This window comes from Salinicoccus sp. ID82-1 (assembly GCF_021991715.1).
Lineage (GTDB): Bacteria > Bacillota > Bacilli > Staphylococcales > Salinicoccaceae > Salinicoccus > Salinicoccus cyprini.
Window position 1 is genome coordinate 1 of record NZ_JAGFLY010000003.1, and the last position, 22,906, is coordinate 22,906.

20 protein-coding genes and 1 pseudogene are annotated in these 22,906 nt (G+C 45.2%); 11 read left to right on the plus strand and 10 right to left on the minus strand.

All coding sequences use genetic code 11. The features are described 5' to 3' along the window. The 6 genes from J4760_RS07850 to J4760_RS07875 all read right to left on the minus strand — a co-directional run. Positions 1-1,107: glycosyltransferase family 4 protein (locus J4760_RS07850; RefSeq protein ID WP_370637551.1), on the minus strand; the 1,107-nt coding region annotated here is incomplete at its 3' end. Further along, positions 1,082-1,936, minus strand: a complete 855-nt coding sequence (locus tag J4760_RS07855; protein WP_237605340.1) for an NAD-dependent epimerase/dehydratase family protein — start codon at positions 1,934-1,936, stop codon at positions 1,082-1,084. The genes J4760_RS07855 and J4760_RS07850, both read right to left, overlap by 26 nt. A gap of 5 nt (positions 1,937-1,941) precedes the next feature. Further along, entirely contained in the window at positions 1,942-3,765 is a 1,824-nt protein-coding gene (locus J4760_RS07860; RefSeq protein WP_237605341.1) for a polysaccharide biosynthesis protein, read from the minus strand. 19 nt (positions 3,766-3,784) lie between these two features. Beyond that, positions 3,785-4,576 (minus strand): tyrosine-protein phosphatase, encoded by a 792-nt coding sequence (locus tag J4760_RS07865; RefSeq protein WP_237605342.1) that lies wholly within the window; start codon positions 4,574-4,576, stop codon positions 3,785-3,787. Further along, complete coding sequence (locus J4760_RS07870) at positions 4,573-5,283, minus strand: CpsD/CapB family tyrosine-protein kinase (RefSeq protein WP_237605343.1); 711 nt, start codon at positions 5,281-5,283, stop codon at positions 4,573-4,575. Before J4760_RS07870 ends, J4760_RS07865 begins: the two co-directional genes overlap by 4 nt. A gap of 21 nt (positions 5,284-5,304) precedes the next feature. After that, on the minus strand, positions 5,305-5,976 hold the full coding sequence (locus J4760_RS07875) for a YveK family protein (protein WP_237605344.1): 672 nt from the start codon (positions 5,974-5,976) through the stop codon (positions 5,305-5,307). A 260-nt stretch (positions 5,977-6,236) separates the two neighbouring features. On the opposite strand from J4760_RS07875, the gene J4760_RS07880 reads away from it, so the two are divergent. The 5 genes from J4760_RS07880 to J4760_RS07900 all read left to right on the plus strand — a co-directional run bounded on the left by J4760_RS07880 (position 6,237) and on the right by J4760_RS07900 (position 11,874). Further along, a complete protein-coding gene (locus J4760_RS07880; protein ID WP_237605345.1) occupies positions 6,237-7,307 on the plus strand; it encodes a YkvI family membrane protein in 1,071 nt (356 codons plus the stop codon). A gap of 72 nt (positions 7,308-7,379) precedes the next feature. Further along, on the plus strand, positions 7,380-8,027 hold the full coding sequence (locus J4760_RS07885; protein ID WP_304621234.1) for a flavodoxin family protein: 648 nt from the start codon (positions 7,380-7,382) through the stop codon (positions 8,025-8,027). 97 nt (positions 8,028-8,124) lie between these two features. Then, on the plus strand, positions 8,125-8,565 hold the full coding sequence (locus J4760_RS07890) for a YtoQ family protein (RefSeq protein ID WP_237605346.1): 441 nt from the start codon (positions 8,125-8,127) through the stop codon (positions 8,563-8,565). Next, positions 8,565-9,047, plus strand: a complete 483-nt coding sequence (locus J4760_RS07895) for a pyrimidine dimer DNA glycosylase/endonuclease V (protein ID WP_237605347.1) — start codon at positions 8,565-8,567, stop codon at positions 9,045-9,047. Before J4760_RS07890 ends, J4760_RS07895 begins: the two co-directional genes overlap by 1 nt. 157 nt (positions 9,048-9,204) lie before the next feature. After that, positions 9,205-11,874, plus strand: coding sequence for a CDP-glycerol glycerophosphotransferase family protein (locus J4760_RS07900; RefSeq protein ID WP_237605348.1), 2,670 nt, complete (start codon positions 9,205-9,207; stop codon positions 11,872-11,874). Here the strand turns inward: J4760_RS07900 and J4760_RS07905 are convergent. Together J4760_RS07905 and tagD are read right to left on the minus strand one after the other, a co-directional pair. Further along, complete coding sequence (locus J4760_RS07905) at positions 11,871-13,034, minus strand: CDP-glycerol glycerophosphotransferase family protein (protein ID WP_237605349.1); 1,164 nt, start codon at positions 13,032-13,034, stop codon at positions 11,871-11,873. The two genes, J4760_RS07900 and J4760_RS07905, sit on opposite strands and share 4 nt — an antisense overlap. Then, positions 13,027-13,422 carry a glycerol-3-phosphate cytidylyltransferase gene (tagD, locus tag J4760_RS07910; protein WP_145284537.1) on the minus strand — a complete coding sequence of 132 codons (396 nt, stop codon included), beginning with the start codon at positions 13,420-13,422 and terminating at the stop codon, positions 13,027-13,029. Before tagD ends, J4760_RS07905 begins: the two co-directional genes overlap by 8 nt. 154 nt (positions 13,423-13,576) lie before the next feature. On the opposite strand from tagD, the pseudogene J4760_RS07915 reads away from it, so the two are divergent. The 4 genes and pseudogenes from J4760_RS07915 to J4760_RS07930 all read left to right on the plus strand — a co-directional run. After that, a pseudogene (locus J4760_RS07915) lies at positions 13,577-14,737 on the plus strand (CDP-glycerol glycerophosphotransferase family protein); the annotation flags it as partial. Positions 14,738-14,773: 36 nt separating this feature from the next. Next, entirely contained in the window at positions 14,774-15,595 is an 822-nt protein-coding gene (locus J4760_RS07920; RefSeq protein WP_237605350.1) for an ABC transporter permease, read from the plus strand. 11 nt (positions 15,596-15,606) lie between these two features. After that, complete coding sequence (gene tagH, locus J4760_RS07925) at positions 15,607-16,986, plus strand: teichoic acids export ABC transporter ATP-binding subunit TagH (protein WP_237605351.1); 1,380 nt, start codon at positions 15,607-15,609, stop codon at positions 16,984-16,986. 43 nt (positions 16,987-17,029) lie between these two features. After that, positions 17,030-17,815 carry a WecB/TagA/CpsF family glycosyltransferase gene (locus J4760_RS07930; RefSeq protein WP_237605352.1) on the plus strand — a complete coding sequence of 262 codons (786 nt, stop codon included), beginning with the start codon at positions 17,030-17,032 and terminating at the stop codon, positions 17,813-17,815. 3 nt (positions 17,816-17,818) lie between these two features. Here J4760_RS07930 and J4760_RS07935 read toward each other — a convergent pair whose 3' ends face one another. Further along, entirely contained in the window at positions 17,819-18,964 is a 1,146-nt protein-coding gene (locus tag J4760_RS07935; protein WP_237605353.1) for an O-antigen ligase family protein, read from the minus strand. Positions 18,965-19,382: 418 nt separating this feature from the next. Here J4760_RS07935 and J4760_RS07940 point away from each other — a divergent pair, with 418 nt between their 5' ends. After that, the gene (locus J4760_RS07940) at positions 19,383-20,288 is read left to right on the plus strand and encodes a hypothetical protein (RefSeq protein ID WP_237605354.1); all 906 of its coding nucleotides are present in this window, start codon (positions 19,383-19,385) and stop codon (positions 20,286-20,288) included. 158 nt (positions 20,289-20,446) lie between these two features. Beyond that, entirely contained in the window at positions 20,447-21,553 is a 1,107-nt protein-coding gene (locus J4760_RS07945) for a glycosyltransferase family 4 protein (protein WP_237605355.1), read from the plus strand. 76 nt (positions 21,554-21,629) lie between these two features. Here the strand turns inward: J4760_RS07945 and J4760_RS07950 are convergent, their stop codons facing one another. Next, entirely contained in the window at positions 21,630-22,808 is a 1,179-nt protein-coding gene (locus J4760_RS07950; protein ID WP_237605356.1) for a glycosyltransferase family 4 protein, read from the minus strand. Between the last annotated feature and the right edge of the window lie 98 nt (positions 22,809-22,906).

Consider the following 22,906-nt stretch of genomic DNA (forward strand, 5'->3'; position numbering starts at 1 on the left):
TGCTAGATATGAGTTGACCACAATTGTTCTATCATACTCTGACTCTACTTTCTTCCTACTATTTTCGCCCAATTTGACTTTCTCCTCATATGGGAGATCAATAAATCTTTCTATCGCTTCTATCAAAGTAGCGGTATTTCTCGTTTCCACCAAGTAGCCATTGTATCCTTCCTCTACAACTTCTCTGCATCCTGGACGATCTGTTGTGATGAGTGGCCGACCACAAGCAGCGCTCTCGAGGAGAACATTTGATAAACCTTCAGGGTAAAATGAAGGATGGACTGTGCAATGTACTTTTTCGAGAAATGGTCTGATATCCCTTTGCATACCGTGATAGTTGACTATACCCTCGTTATGTAATTGTCTTAACCTTGCTTGGTAATCTTCTTCGCAAAAACCTAGTATGTGAAAGACACTTTGAGGATATTTATTTCTAATGTGTTTTGCGGCAGCAAGATACTCTTCTATTCCTTTTGATTTCATAATTCTTGAAATGAAAATGAACTGAATACTTTCTTCTTGAGGATATTCTTGTAACTTAAAATGGTCTAGATTGACTCCTGAACCAGGTAGCATTTTGTGAGTATCAGGATAAATATTTTGATTTTCAAAAAAAAGCTGGTTTACTTTGTTTTGAAAATAAATAGTATCTATTCTTCTAAATGCTATTTTGTAAAGTAGAACAGTTAATTTTTGCATCAGACTTTTTTCTTCTACTGCTGTCCCCAAGCCTGTGATATTAGCTATATAAGGTATCTTTAACATCGAAGCAACAAAACCACCGTAAATATTAGGTTTAATTGTATAAGTCAGAATAACATCGGGGCGGATATTTTTGAGTATTTTCCTATAGTGTTTCATTAATGCTAGCTCTTGGAACACATTTTTACCATGCCTGTTGACCTCAGTTTTGATGTAGATGCAACCCAACTCGACAAGTTCATCGATTCTTTCACCATACGGGGAAGATATGTATACTTGATAGCCTTCACTTATGAGTGCTTTGACTATTTCTAAACGAAAGTTATATATCACAACATCATGATTCACCAAGAATAATACTCTTTTTTGAGATTTATTTTTATCTATTTTTTTCAGTCCTTTCAACCGCTTCTTCAAGGGAATATAAATTATACTTATGTTTGTAGCGACTGATTTCTAAATCGTAAGCAAGATTACCAAATAACTTATTCATTATATTTATTTTTGGTATCAATTTACGAATTAGTGGGTTAAATATTCTAACACAGATTACACGTCTATTTTGTGATTTAGCCATCAGTTTTACCAAATTAGTAGTAGATGTATGCTGGTCATTTTGAGGATAAAAGGTGCCTTGAGCTCTGTCATCAATCAACAACCTAATAAACTCACACAAATTATATATATATATCATACTTCTTTTGTTTTTGAACTTTGGAAACAAAGGCATGAACATAATGTATTTAGAAAGTTTCTGGTAATTACCTTTTGAGTTTTCCCCAAACACCATAGGAGATCTTATAATACTGACTTTGAAGTCATTACTTGCTAATTCTTTTAATGATTTTTCTGCCTTCAGTTTACTATCACCGTAAAAGTCCAAAGGAATTTCTTCAGTGTTTTCATTGATTATTTGTTGTGCATTACCGTATACAATAATGCTGCTAAGAAATACAAATTGTCCAACGCCACTTGTTTTAGCTTTTTCTGCTACTTCTTCTGTAAGCTTATAATTCACTTTGTAGTATTTATCCTCTAAGTCTTTGTCAGTAGAAACATGTGCTAAACCCGCAACATGAACTATGCAATCGTAACTACCGAAATCTTGCTCTTTCCATTCATCACTTCTCATACTAATACGAGTAATATTATAGTTTTGAGGATGATTTGATAGCCAATCCGTTAATGAATTACCTACGTAACTATTCATTCCAGTGATTAAAATCTGTTTCATGCCATTTACACCTCGCTTTTCTGTTTCTTCTCTTTATTGATAAATTGCAGAAGATATTCTTTTGTTGATTCTTCGGAAATTAAAATTGATATAAATTCATTTAAATGAGTTTCATCTACGTCCTCGACTTTACCTCTATAAATCTTTTTATATACTTGTTGGGAGTGTACTTCTTCCTCTTTTAATAATTCTTCATATAATTTTTCTCCAGGTCTAATGCCACTGAATTCTATACCTACTTCTTCTTCACTAAATCCGCTTAAGCGAATCATATTTTTCGCTAGATCTACAATTTTGACTGGCTCACCCATATCTAAGACAAAAACTTCTCCACCTTCAGCCAAAGTACCAGCTTGTATGACCAAACGAGAAGCCTCGGGAATAGTCATAAAATATCGAGTCATCCGTTCATCTGTTACAGTTACAGGTCCACCTTGTTCAATTTGCTTTTTAAATTTAGGTATTACAGAACCTCGGCTTCCTAGAACATTACCAAATCGTACGGCAACAAGAGTAGTAGTCTCTGTATGTTTTCTATCAAGCGCCTGAATTATCATCTCCGCCACACGTTTCGTAGCTCCCATTACATTCGGAGGATTAACTGCTTTATCAGTGGAAATCATTACAAACTTTTTAGCTTTATACTTACAAGCCGCTTCAGCTGTATTCTTTGTTCCTATGATATTGTTTTTCACTGCTTCTTTGGGGTTATACTCCATTAATGGTACATGCTTATGAGCTGCAGCATGATAAACCATCTCAGGTTTAAAATTATCGAAAACCTCAAAAATCCTCTTTCTGTCTTGCACATCTGCAATTATAGGAATATATTGAACGTTGTTTTTAAGCAATGTCATTTCTTCCAGTATACTGTATATACTATTTTCACCGTGTCCAAGCAACACAATCTGTCTTGGCTGGAATTTGGTGATTTGTCTTACAATCTCTGAACCAATACTGCCTCCAGCGCCGGTAACTAAAATTGTTTTATCTCTAATCTGATCCTCTATACCTTCTGTATCGAGTTCTACTGGTTCTCTGCCTAGTAAATCCTCTACTTCTACTCTTTTTAACTCATTGACTTCTACTCGACCAGACATCACATCATCAATATTGGGCATGATCATTACGACTAGACTCTCGTGGTTTGCCAACTCATATATTTCATTCAGCTCGGTTTTACTCAAAGAAGGGATCGCTATAACCACTTTACTAATCTCATATTTTTTGATAAGTCGTTCAATATCTTCTCTAGTTCCCTCTACTTTAACTCCACCAGCTAGTTCCATTTTTTGTTTAACCAAATCATCGTCCACCGCAACTACTGGCATCATTTTCATTGCTGGGGTATCTAACATTTGTTTAATAAGCAGTGAACCACCCTTACCGGCTCCTACAACTAACGTCTTAACCATATCGTTTTCATCATTATGCTTACCTATAATATGGTGACGTGATACTCTCCAAGAAAGTCTAGACCCACCTATCAATATCAGATGCATCATCCAAGTAATAATCATTAATCTTGTAAATGTTGTTTGAAAAAGCAATAAATTTAATATGTAGGTAGTAACAATTGAGGCTGTAACTGCTTGTGCAATTGCCATTAATTCTCTTACACTGGCATATTCCCATGCCCTATGGTAGAGGTTGAAAGCATATGCAAATACATGGTGACTAATGAGGAGTATTAAAGATGTGACTAGCAATACCGGCCAAGTATACTCCAAGAAAAATGGAGCCAATATATAATAACCGATGAATACTGAAAATGATACTATAAGTGAATCGATAATCAGGAGAAGAATATATCGTTCTTTCGCTCCCATAACTTCACGCTTCTTTCCTTTAAAATAGACCTAAAAACTTTTTCTTCTTTCGCTTCTTCGTTTCATGATGTGTTTCCATCTTTTGTGGTGCTTTGGCTTTCACTTCCTTATTATGAAGGATAGCATCAGCATTAAACTGTAAAAGTTCTGTAAAGTTTCTTCCCAGCTCTTCAGTAACCACTTCATATGATTCTTTCAGTAGAAAAGGTCTTATTTCGGCACTATGTGCATCACTCGATATGACATGCGCGAGATTATTCTCGATCATTCTAAGACTCATTTCTTTCAGATTATCTCCTAAAGCTCCTGTAATGGATGAAGCGGTAATCTGAGCAATCGCGCCTTTTTCAACAATTTCATAGAGTCTATCAGGATCTTTAATAATCGGCTTGCATCGCTCAGGATGCGCAATCACAGGGACATAGCCTTTCATCTGCAGGTCATACAACAGTTTTTCCACGTAATTCGGTACCTCTGTAAATGAAAACTCAACCAGCACATACTGCGATTGGTTGAGTGGAATACTGATATCAGACTGCAATTCACTCACCATGTCCCCGTTGATACGTATTTCCTGGCCTGGATGCACTTTGATGTCTAGTTGATGATTTTCTATTACGTTTGAAAGCTCTTCCATTTTTTCTATAATCTTACTTTTCGGATTAAAGAAAGCCCTACTGTGATGGTGGGGAGTTGCAATGATGTCCGTTATTCCGTTATCAATGGCTTGCTTTAGCAATACGACTGCAGCTTCTTCAGTCTGCGGACCATCATCAATACCGATCAATACATGGTTATGAATATCTATCAAGATTCATCACTTCCATAATAATAATAGTAATTGTCATTCTTGGTATTCATCTTCTTATTATTCATGACGACACCCAGAATTTTTGCATCTGCCTTTTCAAGCAGCTTCTTCGCATCCTGAAGTCGATCTCTATTGTTGCCGGTCACATCTGTAACGAGCACTGTACCGTCTGTGATTCTACTCAATACTTGCGCATCTGTCACAGCGAGAAGCGGTGGTGTGTCAATTATGACCATATCATAGTGCATGGAGAACGTCTTCAATAGATGTGCCATTTTCTTCGAAGATAGAAGTTCTGACGGATTTGGCGGGATTGGACCACTTGTCACCACATCCAAGTTTTCGATGCTGGTTTCTCTAAGAATACTTTCCACTGGCATATCATTAACGATTGCTGTTGAAAGCCCACGCTGGTTTGTCAATTCAAATGTATAGTGCATCGTTGGACGACGCAGATCCGCATCTACTAGTACAGTTCGCTTACCCGACTGAGCATATGTAAGCGCAATATTGGCTGCAGTTGTCGACTTCCCAGCACTCGGTGTTGCGGAAGTGAAAAGTACTGTCTTGATTTCTTTATCAACACTCGAATACATAATGTTCGTTCTGATGGAACGGAACTGCTCACTTACAGGTGATTTCGGTTCCTTCTCAACGATGAGTTGTCTGGGACCGGACGTATATGCATGCTTATCTTTTCTGAACATAACTCTATTTCCTTCCTACTTTTAAAATTTGGCGATGGTACCGAGTACTGGCAGATCCAGATGCTTCTGCATTTCTTCTTCTGTCTTGATGCGTTTATCGAGAAATTCTCTTAGGAATGCAATTCCGAGTCCGAGCAGCGCACCGAGAATCATACCGATTGCGATGTTGATCAGTGGTTGAGGAGATACTGGAGAAGGATCTTCACCGATATCCGCCGGTGCGAGAATGGATACATTATCGACATTCATAACTTCCATGACTCTTTGTTGGAATACATTTGCCACTTCGTTGGCAATTGTTTCAGCATTTTGTGGCGTTTCATTTGCCACTGTCACAGTTACAACCTGCGACTGGTCCTGATTATTGACAGTAATCTGTTCTGCGAGTTCACTTGTTGACTGTTCCAGGTTTAGGTTTGCAACGACATCATCCAGCACTGTTGGGCTTTTGATGATATCTCTATATGTATTGATCAGCTGGAGACTGGCTTGAATGTTTTGATTATCCACCGCCACTTCAGAATCCTGTGATTGGCTCACAAGTATCTGTGTGTTGGCTTCATATTGCGGGGTCATTAGAAATGCAGTGGCGAATGCAGCGATGGAACCGAAGAGCAGTACAAGGGCGATGATCATCGCCAGGTTTTTCTTGATTACTTCCAGAATGTCTTCCAGATTCAGTGTTTCTTCCATATTGGCCTCCATAATTTATATGTATATATGTTATGTACGTTTACAATTTATTACTATATCAGATTGAACAATACTTTTGCACATTTTTTATCAAGTTTTTACAGAAAGCGTTCTCTTATTATCATTAGTATTAATTGAAGATAAATGAAATGCTGTGGACACATTGCTGCACGGTGCTGCACCATTATCAAAATATTGTTTAAGTTTTCGGATAGTGTCTATAGTTATAGAGTGTCAAAACAAAATACGGAGGAGATTTTTTGAGCTATCGACGTGAATCGATGATTATTGGATTTGCCTACACAGGTGTCATTGTAGGTGCTGGTTTTTCTACTGGACAGGAAATGCTCCAGTTCTTTACCAACTATGGTACGTGGAGCTACGCTGCCATACTGCTTGCTGCACTGATCGTCATATTTGTTGGACGTCAGGCGGCTAAACTCGGCTATCGACTTAAAGCGGATTCCCACGAGGTACCCATCAATACAATGTTTGGAAGTATTATTGGAAAAGGCATCGACTACATACTCGTCTTTTTCCTATACGGCATTGCGGTCATCATGCTTGCCGGTGCAGGGTCAGCATTCTATGAAAGTTTCGGCGTGGCGCCATGGCTCGGTGCACTGATCATGATGATTGCGGTATTCGCCACGCTGCTGCTCGACTTCAACAAGATCATTGCGGTGCTTGGTGTGGTGACGCCATTCCTTATTATATTCATACTCATCATAGCTGCATTCAACATATTCAGCCCTGACATCCCATTCAGTGAAGTCAATGCGCATACGGACATCGACCGGACGCCTTCAGGTCTATGGTGGTGGGACGCAATTACTTATAGCGGACTTGTACTGGCCAGTGCTTTCAGCTTCCTTTCCATCATGGGATCTGAGGCATCCAAACATAAAGCTGCCCGTCGAGGTGCACTTGTCGGCGGCATCATCATCCTGTTGCTGATGCTTCTGATCAATGGCGGACTGCTCGCGAATCTGGACATCGCCAATGAAGCCGCACTGCCTACACTTGTGCTTGCCGAGAGCATCCATCCGATACTCAGTCTTGGGCTGTCGATTGTCATGCTGCTCGTCATCTATAATACCGCAGTCGGTCTGATGTATCCATTCCTGACACGGTTTTCAGCACCCTATTCGAAAAAGTATAAGATCATGCTTACTGTTGGACTATTATTCGGCTATGCACTGAGCTTTGTCGGATTTGTGGATCTGGTCAACATCTTCTATCCGATATTCGGCTATATCGGACTGTTCATCGCAGCCGGCTTGACCGTCCGCTGGGTGATGAACAAGTTCACCCAGAAGAAGCTGGTATGATTCTTTGGGCACTGGAGATTTCTCTCCAGTGTCTTTTTGTGTTTCCATTCCGGCAACTTCGGGCATAGTAGTATGTATAGATCAACGAATGGAGGAATATTTGTGGCATTGAAAGCACTGATACTCAATACGACATTGAAGTATGGAGATGAAGCATCCAGTACAGAAGTCCTTGCGAGAGAAGTCATGGATATACACGAGAAGGAAGGTGTCGAGACGGAAATCCTTAGGGTGAACGACTACGATATCAGATACGGCATTGCGGATGACATGGGCGATGGTGATGAATTTCCCCACATTCTGGAGAAAGTGAAAGCAGCTGACATTGTCATCATCGGCACACCGATCTGGCTTGGTGAGAAGAGCAGCATCGCGACACTGCTGATCGAACGTCTGTATGGCAGTGCATCACTGACGAATGATAAAGGTCAGGCCATCTTCTACAACAAGGTCGGCGGCGTGGTTGTCACCGGTAACGAGGACGGCGCGAAGCATGCGGCCCAATCTATTCTTTATGGACTCTCCCATATCGGCTTCACCATCCCACCGAATGTCGACACGTACTGGGTCGGAGAAGCCGGTCCGGGACCATCCTACATGGATACGGATAAGGATAACGACTTCACGAAGACACACGTGCAGTTGCTTGCCTATAATACGATGCACCTGGCGAAGATTTTGAAGGAAAATCCGATTCCAGCCGAAGGCAACACGATGTAATTTCGGTTAGACTACCCCGCTTCGGCGGGGCTTATTTTATTTTAAAGGCAGTCGATTTACGATATCATTGATTGAAACAGCACTTAGGAGGATGATTATGGAACTTACAGTATACTTGGCAGGCCAGATCCACGACGACTGGCGTGAGGATGTCAAAAGTCTGGCGAAAGATAGGAACCTGCCGCTCACTTTCGTCGGCCCGCAGACGAACCATGACCGTTCGGATAAAATCGGAGAGGATATCCTGGGCAAGCAGCCAGGGCCTTTCTTCAAGGATGATGCCGCTTCCGCCGTCAACAACTTGCGCACCCAGGTGCTCATGCAGAAGTCGGATGTCGTCATTGGGCTCTTCGGCGAAAAGTACAAGCAGTGGAATACGGCGATGGATGCGAGTGCAGCCGTGACACTCGGCAAGCCGCTCATCATCGTGCGTCCGGAAGAACTGATCCACCCGCTTAAAGAGTTGTCCAACAAGGCGAACATCACGGTGGAAACGGTGGAACAGGCGCTCGATGTACTCGCCTACATCTACGCGTAATGCAAGTATTCAGAGTCAGTCCTTCGCATGAAGTGAGTGCGCGGTATCTCGATAACCGCAGGTTGAGCAAGCAGGTGCTCGAACTCTATCAGATTCTGCGGGTCAATCTGAGCCTGCTTGACATACTGGACACGAATACGCGCTACCGGCATCATCCGATTGTAAACCATATCTACAACAACGGCTATCCGTATATTACCGACACATTCAAGCTACTTGTCGCATGCGACCTGGAGCACCAGCGTCGCGGCGGCAAGCGGAGTCCGCAGTTCCGTGAGGATCTTGAAGCACTGAAGCAGCTGATCACCCACTTCTCCCATAAGGACCTATGGAGTGACGAACCATTACCACCCTTCTATGTATTTGGAGAGGATAAGATCTATGGCAATGCGGCATATGATCTCTATGTCCAGCTGCTGAATGACAAATGGATGAATGATACTATTCCGCCAAGGTGCGGGGTGAAGTTCGAAATTGAATAGCAACGTCCATTAGGAGCATCTGGTACGCCAGGTGCTCCTTTTCTCGTGTATGGACTGGGGTGGTCGTGCCACTCTCCTATTTTCAAACTGCTTTGTACTTGAATCGTGAAATGAAGTAGAATATGGATAAGACACCATACATACAGGAGGTGTGGCTATGAACACATTCAGGAGAAAGATAGGCAGCAGGCTTCGGAAGCGGGTGCCCCGCAATATACGGGAGTACCTGATCAAGAAGGTGACACTGCATGATGTGGAAACCCATGCACACCACTTCACCATCAACCTGACATTAAAGAATTTCATGAAGTATCAACTGGAGCATAAGCTGGAGATAGAGCTGTCCTCTGCTGGTACAAAATACGTCCTCGATTACCGTATCGAACAGAACCGGCTGCAGATCGAGATACCCTACATAGTGCTCGATGATATGGACGGCCGGGCATCCATCGAACTGAAATATAACCAGAAACAGATGATTGTTGGACTGGACGGGGATGAAGAAAGCCAGAGGCTGTCCTTCTTCTCAAACGATAAATACTTCAACGTATCGACACAAGGCAGTCTGGTGATCGAGAATCTGTTACCTGGCTACCGCTTCAATATGGAAGAGCCGGTAGAGGTTGATCATCTATCTGCAGCTTATGGACATCTGCATCTGGAGTTTAAAGAGAGAATGGATTCAGAGTGTCATCTGGCGTGCCTCTACCAGAGCAGACTGAGAGTTCTGGAGAATGTCTTTGTGGAGGACGATACTCTGGTGGCTGAAGATTTCAACACACTGACCGAGGGGCATCCGACGCTCTACCTGCTTCATGGCCATGAACTGGCACCGTTGACCTTCAGCGGAGATGCTCTGACCATGGATACAATGAACCATGAGATTACATATCTTTCCGAGGATGGATATCTGACCTTGGAAATCACGAAGCATGAGATTGAGCTGACCCGGTTTGATGCCAGTGTGGAAGATGATCATATTAATATGCAATTTGCATTCAATTCACCCGCCACGTTGCATACACTGCTGATTGTCGATGCCACTACAGGCGAAACGGTTGAAGTACCGTTTTCAAGCTCTGAAGAGACAATGACGACAGAAATTCACGTGCCCCTTTCCGCCCTGATCGATACTGTTTCAAGAAAGCGGCTGGTACTCGTAACTAGTGGACCGGAACCGATTCGTCTACAACTGAACATCAGCAACCTCGACACCATCGGGTTTCCCGGTCGGTTCCAGGCGGAATATCAGCATGAGGTCTACAAAATCTGGTTCTATGGACGCCGCGATGGACTGCTCGGCTTCAATGTAGCACAACGTCCACTCAGACGGCAGGTGGTGCAGGTGGATGACTTTACACTTCATGGCTATATCAAAGGTCAGGATGCATTTATCGATTGTACACCCCACCTTGCATTTGTCGATCGTTATTCACAGGAGTATGCCCGGGTGGAGGTTGATGAACGATTTCGGGTGGATCTCAGATCAGTTGATATCATCGACATCAAAAGCAAGGATAAGACGGTCATCGACCTGTTCGTTGAAATCGTCCATTCCAGTGGTGCAGTACTGAGAAGAGAAAAGATCAAACTGAAAGATGCCGTCTATAAGAAGGATACCCACTATGGCCGGCAGGAAATAATGGATTCTCTAGGGAACACCCACTATCATCTGATTACAATCACGCCATTCAACAATCTGAAACTCGAGAGCTTCATGATTCCCAGCAGCATCGAGCTGCCGGAGGATAGGGTTGAGAAGGATATGAATGTGTGGCTGCTCGGCGAGCGTTATGATACCGCCCAGGATAATGGCTATGCCATGTTCAGATGGCTGAAGGCACACACGGATATTGAGGCGTACTACGTCATCGAGGATACATCGGAGGACTATCAGAAGATCAGGGAGGAATCAAACATCCTCCGCTTCGGTTCAAAGATGCATTTCGATGTCGCATTCCGTGCCGGCGTGCTGCTCGGTACCCATGACCTTGAAAACCTGCTGCCCTATAAGGCAGCTCGAGGATTCTTCGGATATGAAGACACAGTCAAAATCTTTCTGCAGCATGGCGTACTTGGCCGCAAGCCGGTGGAATATCATCGGAAATACTATGACCTGCCGTTCGATCTGTTCATCGTCAGCAGTGAAGCGGAGAAGCGGGATGTTGTCATGAATAGGATGGGGTACAGTGATGAGGAAGTGGCTGTTACAGGACTCGCCCGCTTCGACCTGCTGCCCTACGATAATGCGCCGAAGGACATTCTGCTCATGCCGACATGGCGGGACTGGATCAATACGGATGAAATGTTTCTTGATAGCGAATACTACGCCCGCTACAACAGCCTCATCCACAATGCACGGCTGAACCGGCTGCTTGAAGACAATGATGTGCGACTGAACTTCTATCCGCACTACCGGGCACAAGGCTATTTCAACGACGAGCATATGGACCTTGGTCCGAACATCCGCTTCATCCGGCTCGGTCAGCAGACGGTCCAGGACCTGCTGATACAGCATGCCTTACTTATTACCGACTTCTCAAGTGTCAGCTTCGACTTCACTCTGATGCAGAAGCCGGTTGCCTACTATCATTTCGATGCGAAGCGGTTCTTCAGGCAAGGGAGTCTCAGGCCAATTCCCGAGACATTCATCGGAGATATTGCCCATACGGAAGAGGCGCTCGTTGACGCCATCGAGGCGTACATCCATAACGGCTTCCAACCGAAGACCAATGATCTGTCGGGCATATTCACCTATCAGGATCATAACAACCGCAGACGGATCCATGATGCGGTCATGGACAAAATAAATAGCATCGGAGACTAGTCTCCGATGCTATTTTTGTATATCGATTGAATGAGGCGGCGCGTGGCATTACCGTCGGCGTAGGTGTTCCATTTCCGGTCGAAAGCTTCTATTGCTTCCATATTATAAGTGCGGTTTTCGATGATGTCGACAATGCCTTCTGTATTCTGGACAACCGGTCCGGGTACAAAGGATTCGTAGTCGAACCAGATGCCCCTTTTCTCTTCATACTGTTCCAGGTCATATGGATAGAAGATCATCGGCTTTTTCAGTGTGCTGAACTCGAACGGAATCGATGAATAGTCCGTAATCAGAATATCCGTAATGCTGAGCAGTTCGAATATGTCATACCCCTTTGATACATCCGTCGCAAAACTGGTATTGTCGAATCCTTCGAAATCCACTGCCGGATGCAGATGGATGAGCAGATGGTACGTGCCACCGACTGCGGACGCCATGGTATCGATATCAAGTGCCAGTGTGCAGACTTCGAAATCGTCGTCCCGGAACGTCGGTGCATACAGGATGACCTGTTTGTCCTCTGTTTGCGGCAACCTTCCAGTTACCTTGTCTTTCGCAGCATCGAGCGCAGTCTGTGAATGGAAGAAGTCCGTGCGTGGTACACCGGTTTTAAGCATATTGTCATCTTTCAGGCCAAATGCAGCTTTGAAGATCTCCGCCATGGCATCGGAGCTGACCGCCACCTTATGGAATCTTTGGTACACGCGTCTGAACCGTCTGTGTGCAGACCTGGACCGCTCCCTGATCGTCTTATCCCGAAGGCCGAACAGCTTGACCGCTCCATTGGCATGCCACAGCTGGATGCATGTCACATCCTGTTTGAAATCGCATGATGCGAGGATGACGTGATAGGAATCGACAAAGACCACCTTCGACGTGGCAAGATGGTAGATGCCCTTAAAATGATTTGTTATGGACTTCGGTGAAAACTGGATGATGTCCGCTTCCGGCACATCGTGGAATGTGCGTCTGCATCCCGGTTCCTTCAGCACGATGATCCGGGATGATGTCTCCTGTGATACTTCACTGATCACCTGCTGGATATTGTCCCCGAATGCCGAGAGCATGACGGTTTTATTTTTCAGCGGCAGTACACTGCAGACAGTGAACAGGACGCGCACCACAGCCAGGTAGAGCGAAAGCCCTGCTTCCCTAAACATTTCTGTGCGACAGGTCCGTTTTGGTCTTCGTCGTGGAGATGCCTTCAGTACGTGGCAGGTACTTCACTTCACAGTATTCCTTGAGGAAGTCGAACTCCCCTTCCCAGTCGCCACCCATGACGAAGAGATCGATGTCATACTTCTTTATGTCCTCGATCTTCTGGTCCCAGCTGCATTCGGGAATCACTTCGTCCACAAAACGCAGGGATTCGAGTATCTCTTTTCTGTCCTCATAGGAATAGTATGCCTGCTTATGCTTCAGTGTATTGAAGTCATCCGACGATACTGCCACGGTCAAATGGTCTCCGAGCGCCCTTGCCCGGCGCAGTATATTGATATGGCCCATATGAATCAGATCGAATGTGCCATAGGTGATTACTTTTTTCATGCTTTGCCCCCTGATATACCCCGTTGATGATATAATGTTGAAGTTATGGTTAATATGGTAAAGATAACGTAAAGATTATACCATAAATACGCAAATTAACATTAATACAGGTGTGGTGAAAATGAAAACTTTGAAAATCTTATCTCTGAAAATGTATAAAATACTGTTCCGGCTGCTCGGCAATTCATTCCATAAGGACTATCGGCTGATCATGTTCGAGAGCTTTCTCGGCAAGCAGTACAGCGACAGCCCGCGGGCGATCTACGAGTACATGTCGATCCAGTATCCGGAGTACCGGCTGATGTGGAGCGTCGACCGCAAGCATGCACGGATCTTCAGAAAATATGGCATTCCCTACGTCTCCCGCTTCACGCCGAGCTGGATGATCTACATGAACAAGGCGACGCTGTGGGTGACCAACAGCCGCCTGCCGCTATGGATCCCGAAACCGGAAGGCACGACGTATCTGCAGACGTGGCATGGCACGCCGCTAAAGCGGCTCGGCACGGATATCGATACGGTACATATGCCGGGGACGGATACTGAGCGGTACAAGCGGAACTTTACGACGGAAGCCAGCAAATGGGACTATCTGATTTCGCCGAACCGCTATTCGACGGATATATTCAGACGGGCGTTCCAGTTCGATAAGGAGATGCTCGAGACGGGCTATCCAAGGAACGACCATCTGTTTACAAACAACGACGAAGCGGCGAGGGAGAACATACGAAAGAAGCTCGGTCTGCCGGCTGATAAGAAGGTCATCCTCTACGCACCGACATGGCGCGATGATTCCTATCACGAGCGCGGCAAGTACAAGTTCGACCTGCAGTTTGATACGGAGAAGATGTGCCGTGAGCTGTCCGATGACTATATCATCATTCTGAGACTGCATTACCTCATTGCGGAGAATCTGGATCTGACTGGATATGAAGGCTTCCTCTATGACCTGTCGCAGTATGAGGATATCCGCGACCTCTATGTCATCTCCGACATGCTGATCACCGACTACTCCTCCGTCTTTTTCGACTATGCGAACCTCGAGCGTCCGATGATCTTCTATACGTACGATATCGACAACTACCGCGACAAGCTGCGCGGCTTCTATTTCGACTTCGAGCAGGAAGCACCGGGACCGCTTGTGAAGACGACGGATGCGCTGATCCATGCGGTGTATGAAGGCGAATCCGGAAGATTCAATGAAAAGTACAACACGGCGGCCTTCAGGGCGCGGTTCTGTGCGCTTGAGGACGGGAATGCCACAAAGCGTGTGTGTGACGAGATTGTTTGTCATTTGAATGATAAAATTGTATAATTCAACAACGATGAATGAATGGTTGTGAAATAACAGATGAAATCCATATGGATCATTTTGCGTGAGCAGCTGTCCCACCTCTATCTGGTGAGACGTCTGTCCATGTATGACATAAAGAGCAAGAACCAGAACAACTACCTCGGTATCGTGTGGGAGATCCTCACACCGATGATCAGCATACTGATCTACTGGTTCGTATTTGCCACACTCAGGCAGCGGGAGCCGATCGAAATGGGCGCGATGGAAGTGCCCTTCTTCTTCTGGCTGTTCATCGGCTTCGTCGTATGGACATTCTTTTTCCAGGGCAGCATCGAAGCTTCAAAGTCGATCTACAAGCGTCTGAAGATGCTGTCGAAGATGAACTTCCCGCTCAGCCTGATTCCGAACATTACGATATTCTCGAAATTCTATACGCATATCCTCATGCTGGTAATTGCATTCGTTGTCTTCCAGTTTGCCGGATACTACATCAATATATACTACGTCCAGCTGCTCTACTTCGTGTTCGGCACATACATGCTGGTGTTTTCATTTTCACTGATCACTTCAACACTGTCGACACTCGTCCGTGACGTGCACCTGCTGCTCAATTCACTGCTGCGCATGGCACTCTATCTGTCCGGCGTACTGTGGCCGCTGTCACTGCTGTCGGATTTTCCGACATTAATGCGCATCATGCAACTGAATCCGCTCGTCTACCTGATCGAAGGCTACCGTTCCGTATTCTTCGGCACCGAATGGTACCTCGTCACCCACTGGGAGCTGACACTCTACTTCTGGGGGCTGATTGCCGTGCTGCTTACAATCGGCTCGGTACTGCACGTGAAGTTCAGACGGAATTTCATCGACTACCTATAAGAGGGATATAAATGACTAAAGCAATCATTACCAGAAACCTGACCAAGCAATATACATTGTATGACAGCCAGAAGGCACGCATCATGGGGCTGCTCAGCCCGCGCAGTCATGGACGCACATTCCATGCACTGAATGGTGTCGACTTCGAGGCGGATAAAGGGGATGTCATCGGCTTCATCGGCATCAACGGCTCCGGCAAGTCCACCCTGTCGAACATCATTGCCGGCATCGTACCGGAATCCGACGGCGAAGTGCACGTCAATGGACAGACAGCGCTGATTGCGGTGGCCTCGGGGCTGAACGATGAACTGACAGGCCGGGACAATATCGAACTGAAGTGCCTGATGCTCGGTTTCTCCAAAAATGAGATCAAGGCCCTCGAACCGGACATCATCGCCTTCTCGGAACTCGAGAGTTTCATCGACCAGCCGGTCAAGTCCTACTCGAGTGGAATGAAGTCGAGGCTTGGCTTTGCCATCAGCGTCAATGTCGACCCTGACATTCTGATCATCGATGAGGCACTGTCGGTTGGTGACAAGGCATTTGCCGAGAAGAGCCTCAGGAAGATGCTTGAATTCAAGGAACAGGGCAAGACGATGATCTTCGTCAGCCATTCGATCAGCCAGATGAAGAGTTTCTGCGACAAGATCCTGTGGCTTGAATTCGGACGTGTCAAGGCGTTCGGTGAAGTGCGGGATGTCCTTCCGCTCTATGAATCGTTTCTGCTGAAATGGCAGGCGATGTCGAAGGAGGAACGCGACGACTACCGCACGCGTGTAATGGACCGGGATCCGAACGCATACAACTACAAGCAGTATGGCAACCTCAAGATTCTCGATGACGGGGATGAGCTGTCTGCGGCACACGGCTACACTGTGGAGCCCGTCAGCCGGCTGGCGCACCTCAAGGCCGACTGCACCGACATATACGAGACACCTGATACCACCGACAGCATACTCGATGCTCAAAAGTATAAAAACCGGGTATATTATGTTAAAAGGGTCGCCACCTACCAGTTCGAAAGCTACTACCTGCTCAGCACAAAGCCGAGTGGCACCGAAGGCGTCATCGGTTGGATTAGAGCCATCGAGACGACCTCCCATGTCCATGTTCTTGTCGACTACGACCAGAAGGATTTCACGTTGCGCGGCAGAGGCTACGCATCCACCGACCCGTGGGGCGGACACAGGCAGTACGTTCATGAATCACTGGCAGATTACGCGGGCACTTCATTTTCCGTGTCGGAAACAGTACTGATCGGGAACAATGTATGGTATAAGGGCCGCATCAAAGGGGAAGATGCGGGCGTCTGGATCCACAGCAACAACGTCATCAGTGAAACAGAAGCATCTGATGGCCAGCACGTTGCTCCCACCATCAATAAAGGATAGCCGGTCTGCGACCGGTATTTTCCTATGAACAGAGGGGATTAATATGACAGATCAATTCAAGAACGTCCGGGTGATGGATATCGACTTCACGAGTACGACCATGGATCTGTTTCTAAGCAATGCAGTCTATCCACGTCTGGCACAGTCACAGAAGTGTTTCATCGTCACTGCCAATCCGGAGATCGTCATTGCCACGCGCCACAATGCCCACTTCAAGGAGACTGTCCAGTCCGCCGACTACGTATTGCCTGATGGCATCGGCATCATCAATGCGGCAAAGATGATGGGCACACCGATTGACGCGCGGCTGTGTGGCGTCGATGTCATGCATCATATGCTCGGCCATGCTGCTGAGAAAGGCTACAGTGTCTACTTCATCGGTGCCAAAGAAGATTCGAACAGAAAAGCCGTCGAAAATGCACTGAAAAAGTACCCGGGACTGATCGTCGCCGGCAGGCAGCACGGCTACGCAGATCTATATGACGAAGCGTTTATCAGGACCGTCGTCGAGGCGAAGCCCGATATCGTTCTTGTGGCACTTGGCATGATGAAGCAGGAAGGCTGGATCAGAGATCATATCGACTGGTTCGACAAAGGCGTCTTCATGGGGATTGGCGGCAGCCTGGATGCATTATCCGGAATGAGCAAGCGTGCACCTTCCATCTGGATCCGATTCCAGCTCGAGTGGCTGTACCGGCTGATCAGACAGCCGAAACGCATCATCCGTGTCGTCAAGGTCGGCCAGTTCATGCTGATGCATGTCCCCATCATCCAACACCTTGGAAAAATCATCGGCTACAATAGAAGCCGGGCACGCAAAAAGCGCTGAGATCTAATCAAATCTCAGCGCTTTTTTCAGTTCTATAACGTTTGTATGGGCTTCCCTCAATGTCAGCAGGTAGGCCGTCAGTATGAAGAACAGGACGATCGGTGAGAAGTAGACGAACATGAACAGATAGTTGTACTCGAACATGCCGATCAGCATGTAGGCACTCATGAACAGAAAGATGCTCAGCGTATACTTCGTAATGGACAGGACCCAGATGCTTGCGAGTACCAGGATGAACAGGATCACCGCAATGATGCCGTAGCGGCCGAGTGTATCGAAAAGGATATTATGGGCATGCAGCAGTTCGGTGAAATCGAAGTAGCTGTGCCCTTCCCCGAACCATTGTCTATTATGCCACACCGTTGCCCAAAGTTCGTAGCGTATCGATGTCAGGTCATTCCAGCTGAAACCACCGCTATCGAGACTCGATCCGATGAAGAAACGATAGATGCGTCCTGCAAATAAAACCAGGATAGCAACGACAGCACCAGCTGCTGCGCCGAAGAACCACCGCTTCTGTCTCCCTGGTGTCTGGTACAGGTTGATCCAGGCCAGCTGAAACGCTGAGATGAGCAGAAACGTTCCCATCGCCGTCCGGCTCGTCGTTATCAGATTGAGCAGCAGGAAGGCCGGCAGCAGGTAGAGAATCATCGCACGGTTCGTTCTCGGTACGATCAGGAAACCGGCTGTGATGACCATTACCAGCGTCGCCCCCGACTCATTCAGCGTATGATCGATGATGAGCAGGGATGGCAGGCTGATCAGTGCAGCGAGCACCAGATAGATGATCAGCTGCTTTGGTATCTTATAGGCAAGGATAACCGTCACCATAAGCAGTATCAGTGCTTCTGTGGCGACGAAGTGGTCGGCGATGAACATGCTCAGGAATACAAAACCGAGATAGAGCCCCCACAAAGCGAGAAAGGCCTTTCTAAGTGGCGCAAATGACAATTTGGAATTCTTATATAGGTAGGCAAGAATTGCTCCGAGTATCAGTATCATGAAAGGATCCTGTGAAGAGATGAGATCCTGGATGCCACGGTAATCCATCATGACAATGTTCGTGATAACGAACAGGACCGTAAAGACCGCGATGAATAGCAGTGCTTCATAGGTGAAGTATGAACGATGCATGTTGATTCTTGCCATTATGGATCCTCTCCTATTCTCTGATACGTCATTTTAGCATGAAACGTTTGTAAAAGTGTTTGAAAAACTATGACGTGTTGATCGTTAACTTCTTTCATACCCATGATGGCACTCGTTTATTATAGATTATCGCAAATCTTGTTAAAATAAAGTTAAAATCGCAATATGTACATATAAATAACTTGGAAGCCATTAGTATGCTGTCTTCAAATTAGCCACTGGAAAAAGTGAAAACTTTGATGAAAAGCAGGGTTTCGTATTGGTTCACGCCAATATTATTACTCTATTTATCTGGAACGTCATTCTATCATGCCTTGAGGAAAGTATGTTGGAAAGGTATTTGACAGCCTCTAATAAAAAGTATTCCTTTTATCTATTTATTAATCTACACTAGAATAAAAAGAACTGAGGGGGTCCAATGAAGGACTTACATATAACCATAAGACTAGGTATGTTGATTATCGGAGTTTTATTTATTTCCACTCTTTTTATTGAAAATAATGATTCGAAAGAGGTACCGTCAATCAATGCAACTGAGCCGGCAGAAAATAATTCCTTAGAAAGTTCTACGGAATACGTCTCTGAAGAAAGTAATAGTGATGCGGAACCTGAAAAAGAACAGTCAGAAGAGACAACTGAAATGGAATCGGAGGAATCTGCTGAACCTTCCATAGAAGCTTCTTCCGAGGAAACAGCCGAGCCATCGACAGAAGAGACGGTTCAACCACAAGAATCATCCGGATATACCAATGCTGAACATTGCATCATGTCCCAATTGACTGAATGTGAAAATGTCCCGTTGAATGCACAATTTGACGCATATAAAAAGCTGGTGGATGATGGCACGCTGCCGCAGGCGCCTGGGAGTGGATGCCTGCCATGCGCTGTTAAATATTCATTCGAGATGAAGTACGGTGAATCACGTGACATTGTGAGCCAGGAAGGCGAAGCTGTACCCGACACTGAACCGGACGCTGAATACCCAGAAAACTTTATAACCGATTATCTATTTGCCTTGCCTGGTTATTTCGGTGGTGTGAGCAACCAGGCAGAGAGTTACTTCTATCCTGGATCAGAAGGACATGAACGCCTTGTCGCCAACAAAGCTTCCGGCCAGTTCGCAAATCATATGACCTACTCCGTCCAGATTGATAGAGTCGAAGAGGCTGCAGACGGCACCCTACGCGTCTACGCCTATCGAGAGTACTCCCATGCAACATCCGATGGTGTAAATGAGACCTACACGAGATATGACGTGATTGAGCAGGATGGACGCTATTACATCGTCTCCTATGAAGAATTGGACAATGTAGCGGTCCAATAACTGAAATAAGTGACGCAATCTGATAATTGCATTGCTTATTTGATGCCTCAGGACAATTCACTTAACCTCCATATATGTAGTAGAAACGCTTTATTCATTTCTAGATTTATAGTTTAATGGTAATAATGATTCAGAATTTACCATTTAAGGAGGATATTATGAAACTGTTATACATCGTTTATTTCAACGCACCAATGGGTGGCCTTCATGAGAACGTCTATGCTTCTGCCCTCTATATGAAAAAGCAGAAGTGTGAAGTCCATATTGTACTGAAACCCGGATTGCTGCAAGAGCGTATGGAAAATCAGGGTATCAGAACGATACCTACCGATTTTTCGAGTGCCGAGGATACTGTAGCTCTTATCGAAGAGGCAGGCGTTCATTTTGATCTGATCCATTTTCATCCAGGGCCTTCAAAGCACTCTGCTCTGATGTATGGCAGAAAGCACAACGTTCCCATGATAGAAACCTATCACGGGATGTGGCACGATGAACTGAGAAAACATATCGATCACCTGAACGCAGTTGTGACGGTATCAGAAGGCATCAAAACGAATCTGCAGAGCAAAATTAAAAGGCATCATGAAAGATATTACGTCATGCCGAATGGATACGATAGAAAGCTTTTCAAAAGACCGAAGTTCTACAATAACTCTTCAAACGAGGTGAACATTGGATTGATCACCCGCTTTGATCAGGACAAGCAGTTCATCATGGATATCATGCTTCTGGCGGTCAACCATATCGGTCATAAGAAGCATATGAAATTGAATATCCATATCATCGGTGATGGAACATTCAAGGATGAGTTCATTACATTGTGCCAGCAATTTCTTCAGGACAGTCAGCATCAGATTGAATTCAAAGGGTGGCTAGTGGATAAACAATTGAAGAAAGCATATCTGGATTGCGACATCATCATTGCGCCTGGCAGGTCTGCTATAGAGGGCATGGCATGCGGCAAACCCGTAATCGCTGTCGGGAGTAAAAATTATATTGGGCTGATCAATCACGATAACTGGCAATCGGGCGTACATAACAACTTTGGCGGTGCCGGGCAGAAGTTTAGAAACTACAAACTCGACAGTATAGAGAATGATCTTGATTACCTATTGGAGCATCCCGAAAGAATCAGACCTGTTGGTGAATTCTCATACAAAATTGCTTCACAATTCTTCGATGCCGAAGCAATCAACAGCAATCTGCTGAACATATACAGAATTGTTCTGCAGGAGGATGAGTTGAGAAAAGCATCCTTGGAGTAAGTCTACCTACTATATAACGAAGCGCACAGATCCTTACAGGACCTGTGCGCTTTATTGTGGTATGTATTCAAGCTTTTTACTGTTCCAGCACCGCTTCAAGTTTCTCTATATTATTTTCCCAGAGAAACTTCTCATCAAGCAGCGCCTTGGAGTTCCTGCGATACATCTCTTCCCATTCTGCATTGTTCCTGATTCTCTCGATTGCATCGACAATTTCTTCAGCTGTCGCCTTCTCTTTTGCGAACCCGACCTTATAGTTGTTGATCATCTGATTCGTATAGCCTCCGAGATTTGTCACTACCGGTATGCCACAGCCGATTCCATCAATAATTTTGCCCGGCAAGACATTCATGAAAACATCACTTTCTTTCAGCAATGAAAGCTGTACGCTATGGTGACGTATCATTTCAAGACACTCTTCCCTGCTCTTCTCATCATGAGTATGGACATACTTGAATTTATGCTGTCTGATGTAGTCATTGAATCTATGCGCATTTACTCCATAACCGATCACATTGAATATGATCTGCCTTTCTTCAAGCAGATGGGCTACATCAATCAGTTGCTCATAGCTTTGGGCAAAACCGATATTCCCAGTATAGATGACCTTGAAATCTTCCGGTATGGACTTGAAATCAACTTCGTCTTCAGTAAATCCATTTGGAATGAATAGTTGTTTCTTCAGCGGTACCATCCTGGCAATATGGGCGCGAAAGCCTTCATTGTTGATGATGATCTTGTCGGCCTTCTGGTACATCCGCTTCTCCATGAACTTGAGCATGGGATAGATTTTATCGATATTGATCTTCTCGATATCTCGGACACTATCCGGCCACAGATCACGGACTTCGAGTATCCTGCGTGTCGATTTAACCTTCTTCTGGAAAAAGAAAGCGGACCATGGGATGAAAATGTTTGGTGTCGTCACATATACGATGTCGTATTCATGCTGGTACTCTCGGACGTAAGTTCTGACCTTGTATGAAAGCTCAAGATAATAGAGCATGCGAGAAGCCATCGACTTCCCCTGCTTGTTGCTGCGCATCTTCAACCTCAATATATCATTAGAGTTGTTGATTTCTGGTTCATTCCAGTACTTGTCCTCCTGATACATCCTGGCATTCGGATATGTCGGATGGGTGGTCAGTACCGTGACGTCGTGTTTTTTCGACAGCTGCATATAAAGATTCTTGAATCTATTTGCACCCGAACCGATTTCGGGATAGAAGTTCTGTGTAATGAGTAGTATTTTCATTGGGTCACCTTTAAAGTAATTAATATTATACAATCATCTAGAATTGTAACATACCGAAGGTGAATCGCTCTCCTATCAATACGGAATGTACGCATAGT